We start from the raw sequence: 5,736 nt of genomic DNA on the forward strand, positions 1-5,736 counted from the left end.
ACCTTGGGTTAACAGTTCACTGCCCACCACATCTTCAATATCAACCTTGTGTGAGTGATTCTTATTCCATATCGCGTCTTGATAGCTTTCTGTCTTTAAGGTCGATAAATTGATATCGTGCCCCGCTATCACGTTAGTGACCCCATCTTCACCGCCATTTATTACCAAGGCCGCACCCAAATTGATGTCATGCCCCGCTTTTAAGTGGATATCACCATCGGTGACGCTGAGAGTTGATACTTGGTCAATCACCGTGTTTTTGCTTTTGCTCGCGCCGTAATGCGTTTCGGTGGTCGAGGTGGTGCTATTTAAGTTGATGTCGTTATTCGCCTGTAAATAAGCCAACCTATCCGCTTTTAATTTGCCACTGCTGTTAATGCTATCTTTCGCTTGAATGATAATTGCACCCGCATCAATCAGACCTTGGTTATTGACGTTATTGCCTAATAAGGCAACCCGATTTTTACCTAATATCGTCCCCGAGGATTCAATATCCTTCTTCGCCAGCACCGTGACACTTTTACCCGATAATAATGCCCCCTCCGTCGTTAATTGCGGGCGGTTAACGAGGTAAACTTGTGGCACCAATACCGAGACCGGTTGTCCATCGACCATCACCGTCTTGCTTTCCAACCAGACAATATCACTGGTTAAGGCTTTCATTTGTTCCGCTGACAGCGAGGCACCTACCGATAATCCGTACTGCTTAGCAAACGTGGCCCCAGCATTCATTAAGGCTTTATACTGCTCTAGGTCACTGCTATAATCACCAATATAACGATGACCCGTTAAAGTGGCAATTTGCTCTCGGATGAGCTGTTGCTCGTAATAACCATCCCCTAACCGTTTTTGGATGTTATTCGGATCAACGCGTAATTGGTTAAGCATATAATCCGAACTTAACCACTTTTTGCGATTGGTGAAACGGCTGTCGGTTTCCACCAAATAATTGCTTTGTGGATCTTTATTAATTATCGATAAGCTATTTTGCGGTAAGGTCAGATTAGGCTCAACAAAGATGATTGAATCCGCATGTGACTGACCCGCTTCACTCGGCACCGAAACTTTTTGATTATCATCAATTATCGGTGCGTCGGGCTTTTCAACTTTCTCGGGTGGCAAAATGGGTTGTGTGATCGGCAAATCATGAATTGGCGATTCGGTTGAAATGCTGACATTGCCTTTTTCTTTACCCTGATTGATGATATCTTCTAGCGAATTGTCTAGATGTTTCTCATTTTTGATCTCTGTTACGATTGGATTAACAATGTGACCTACGCTAACTTTTTCCTCTTCACGTGGTTGCAAATCAACGTTGGTTTTATCTACATTGCTATGCGATTCTATTTTGGCATGCTCAAGATCGATAGTAGTAATGAATTGGTTTTTATAATCTTTCCATTCTGCTCTTTTTGTATATACGGTTTTACCTTTCCTATGTCCTTTATCTCGATAATGATAAATTTTATCACCAGTATCGGTAACGGTGCGCTGGCCTTTTAATGAGTGATTATTGAGTGTGCCGGTCATGATATCTAAGGCATTACCGGCAATAATTTTACTATTATCATTCTCTAAATGGTCGGATTGGACAACCAAATTCTTTCCTGAAATGATTTCTGCCGGCGCGGTACTTTTAATTTTAGTTTCATAAATATTTCTTGTGTAGTCATATTTGTGATACTTATAAGTGGAATCAAAAGCGCCATTATTTGAATGCAAAACAGGATATCTATGCCGTTTTTTAGGGCTAGTACGAATGCTGACTTCATCGGGTTTATATCGCCTTGCATCACCGAGTGGGGAATATTCAACAATATGTTGGCTATCGACTAAGACATCTTCAGTTTCAATATGGTCATTAATGTTGTTAATTTGATTAACATTTAATGTCATATCGTCAGTCGCTTCGATCCGCGCTGAGTGGTTGTTTAGTGTTTGTCCCTCAATGTACATATCCCCTAAGCTGAGTATTAGTGCATGATTGGTGTTATTTAACGTGTTGACATCCAATAAAAGCGCTTCCCTTGCTGCAATAGTTGGCGCAATGGGGCTAGTTAAAGCAGGAGCACGGTTGTTGACTTCATGGGCTTTGATATAAATCCAATCCCCATATAAGCGTGCCCCGTCTAGATTGTCAACACGCTGTGAAGCGTTCAAGTTGACCTCACCACCATCAATCAACCCTTTATTTTCCAATATACGTCCTTCGGTATTGATTTCCTCAGATTCTATAATCCCTGTGGCGGTATTTTTAATTTCATCACTCCTAAGGGTGATTGCTTGACCCGATGAGATTTTTCCGTCATTGGTAATTTGGCTTGCATTGATTAAAATATCATTATTCGCTAGCAAGCTGTTTTTGTTATCAAACGCCTGAGTTAAATTAAGCGCAATATCGTTTTCAGCGAGCAGTTCACCGTCGCCACTAAGTTGATTGGCGTTAATGGTAATATCATTGGCTAATAAACGTGCTTGGTTATTAGCTATTTTATCCGCTTGAATATGTAATAACGTTTTGGCAATCATATCGGCTTGTTGGTTTTCAAGCGATTGGGTTTTTAACTCAATTTGCCCTGCATTCAATTTGGCATGCTGATTAGTAATAGCATTTGCAATAATCTTCAATAAGCTTGCGGTTTCAAGTTTTGATTGGCTGTTATTAATCGAATCAGCCTCAATCAAAATGCCCTTATTGGCCACCATTGTTGAGTGTTGATTATCAATAGCCCCCTGAGAGTGTAATTGAATTTGTTGCATCGCCGTTAGCGTTGCCTGATTGTTAGTTAAATTATTTTCTGCCTGTAACTCAATATTGCCCATGCTCAATAATTTGGCTTGTCGGTTATCAAGGGTTTGTCCCGCTAAGGTGACATCCCCTTTGGCTTGAATATCGGCAGACTGGTTATTGATGTGATTTGCGTTGACCGTTAGGTCACTTTCTGCGACCAATTGTGCTTGATGATTATTCACATTATTGGCAGTAATGGCCAATAAGCCCTTACTGCTTAATTCAGCATCGTCATTATCTAAATCATCAGCATGGATAATCAGGCCGTCTTTCCCCGAAATGAGGAGTGCATGTTGATTGGCTAAGCTGGCATTGACATTAATTTGCATACCTTGATTAGCCTGTAGTGCCGCTTCACGATTGTCAAGGTTATTGGCATGAATCGAAATATGTTTATCAGCTAACCATAAGGCGTTTTGATTATTTATTTCGTCACTGTTTACGGTAATATTTTGTTTTGCTGATAAGGTACCATCTTGGTTGTTCGTTTTATTGGCATCAATATGTATAGAATCGTTAGTAATTAACGTGGCGGATTGATTATCAAATTCGGTACTTTGGATATTGATGCCTTTATCGGCATGGATATAGGCCGATTGGTTGGCTAATTTTTTAGCGGTTAATGCTAATTGAGCACCCGATATTAAGGTCGCATCGTTATTATTTAAATCATTAGCTTTAACGGTAATGCCCTTATCCGCTTTCCATACCGCCGATTGATTATTGATTTCATCACTTTCAAGGATGATGGCATTTTGGCTGACCCATTTGACCAAGGTGCTATTGAGCTTTTTCGCTTTTATGCGAAGATGATCATCGGCTTTTAAGATGGATGACTGACTATTGAGTTCATTGGCATTAAGCTTGACTTCACCACCGGCTGCCAATAAGCTATTTTGATTATGAATGTGTTTGGCCACCATATCGATTTTATTTTGCGTTCGAATATCAGCTTCTTGATTATCTAATTGCTCATCGGCAGTAAATCCAACATTGCCTGTAGCCAGCATCGTGCTCTGTTGATTGTTAATGCTTTTACCTTGCATGGTCAGGTCATGATGCGATTTGATTTTCGAACGTTGATTATCAATTAACAGTGACTCAAGGTTGAGTTTATCACCTGAAATCAATGTCGCATCAGCATTGTTCAATTTGTTGGTAGCCGCCATTGATAGCGCTTTACCTGATTGCATCGCTAAATGGCGATTATCAATATCTTTACCTTGTATATTTATCGATTGCTGGCTAATGATTTGTGCATTTTGATTGTCAATATCGTCAGCCTGAATATGAATATCTGCTAGTGCATTGATAAGGGTATTTTGGTTATTGACAATATTCGACGCTAAGTCAATTTTTCCATAGCTGAGTAATTTGCTGTTATGATTATTTAAATGAGGTGCTTTAAAGAAAATATTTTTATAGCTTGATATTGACGAATTTTGATTATTTATCGTTTGGGCATCAGCACTAATATGACCTTCACTAATCCATTTAGCATTGTTATTGTCTAATTGTGAAGTTGCACTCACTGTTATGTCATCTTTGGCACTTAAGGTGACTTCATTTAATTTCACCATGTTAGCGGTAATGCTGGCTTTTTTTTCACTCACCATTAATCCATTTGTGGCATCAATATCATCGGTTGCATTGAGTTTAATATCACCTTTTGCCTTCACTTTTACTTTTTGGGCTTCAATATGCGAACTGGTGATATGAATATCCTGATTGCTGATAAATATCCCTTCATTAGCCCATAGTTGCTCTGCGGTTATAGCAATGCGATCGCTGGCGCTGAGTTCGGCATGATGATTATTGATATTTTTACCTTGTAACGTTAAGGTGGAATTCGTGAGTAATCGTGCTGATTGATTGTTTAGCTCAGTAGAATTAATTGACAAATAACCATTGGCTTTTAATTCTGCAGATTGGTTATTCACCTGCTGCCCATCAATCGCAATATTATGGAGTGCGGTGAGTTTGGCATATTGGTTAAAAAATTGTTTAACATTCAGATTAATCGTATTTTCAGAAATAAATGTCGATGCTTCATTGTTCACTAATGCACTGTGAATATTGATATCACCTTTCGCACTTAACGCTGCTTTTTGGTTGTTAATTTGGTTGGCATGGATCGTTAAAGCGCCTTCCGTTAATAATTCAGACTGCTGATTATCAATCTGATGGCTAGCAATGGTTAAATCTTTTTTTGATTGTAATGTTGATTTTTGGTTTTCTAATGTTTTCGCCTTTATTTGCAAATGGTCATGACTGACTAATAGCGATTCATTATTGATAATCTGTTGGCTTTGTAAATTAATTGCCCCTTCCGCCAAAAGCGTCGCCTTGTGATTATCGATGAAGTCCTCAGCATTAAAATTAATGCTGCTGCCCGCATTGAATTTGGATTGCGCATTGTTGATATTATGGGCGCTAAAGGCAATATCTTTATTAGCCAGTATAACCGATTGTTGATTATTAATGGTGTTGGCATTAGCAGAGTAAGAGCTATTCGTTTTAGCTTGTAAATGACGACTATCAATGGCATTGCTCGCTTGTAAAGTGATATCTTTTTCACTCTTGATTGTAGCTGCATTGATGTCGATATTTTCGGCGGTTAATGTAACCGATTCCGCTATATTTTGGCTGTTGGCTAGATGAATATTTTTTTGCGCATTGACTCTGATGTGTTGACCGGCCAGATTTTTACCCGTGAGGGAAACTTGATTAGCATCAGCGATAATATTACCAGGCTCGGTCAGTTTTCCCTTTTCATCAATACCCGCAGCCACAGTACTATTTTTAGTGCTATTTATCGCTGAGCCTTTAAGAACAACATCGTGCTTGGCAAGGAATGAACCCTCATTCACAATGGCTTTTTGACTGTTTAAGTGGATATTTTGTTGACTGTAAATTTGCTTGCTATTGCGAATGTCCTGTTGACT

The 5,736-nt window shown here is 39.3% G+C and carries 1 protein-coding gene; it reads right to left on the reverse strand.

The window, feature by feature from the left end:
* Window positions 1-5,736 (reverse strand): hypothetical protein (locus ACYIAM_RS12805; RefSeq protein WP_483748533.1); only part of this gene is annotated, 5,736 nt, incomplete at both ends.

The organism is Gilliamella sp. X-60 (assembly GCF_057063585.1).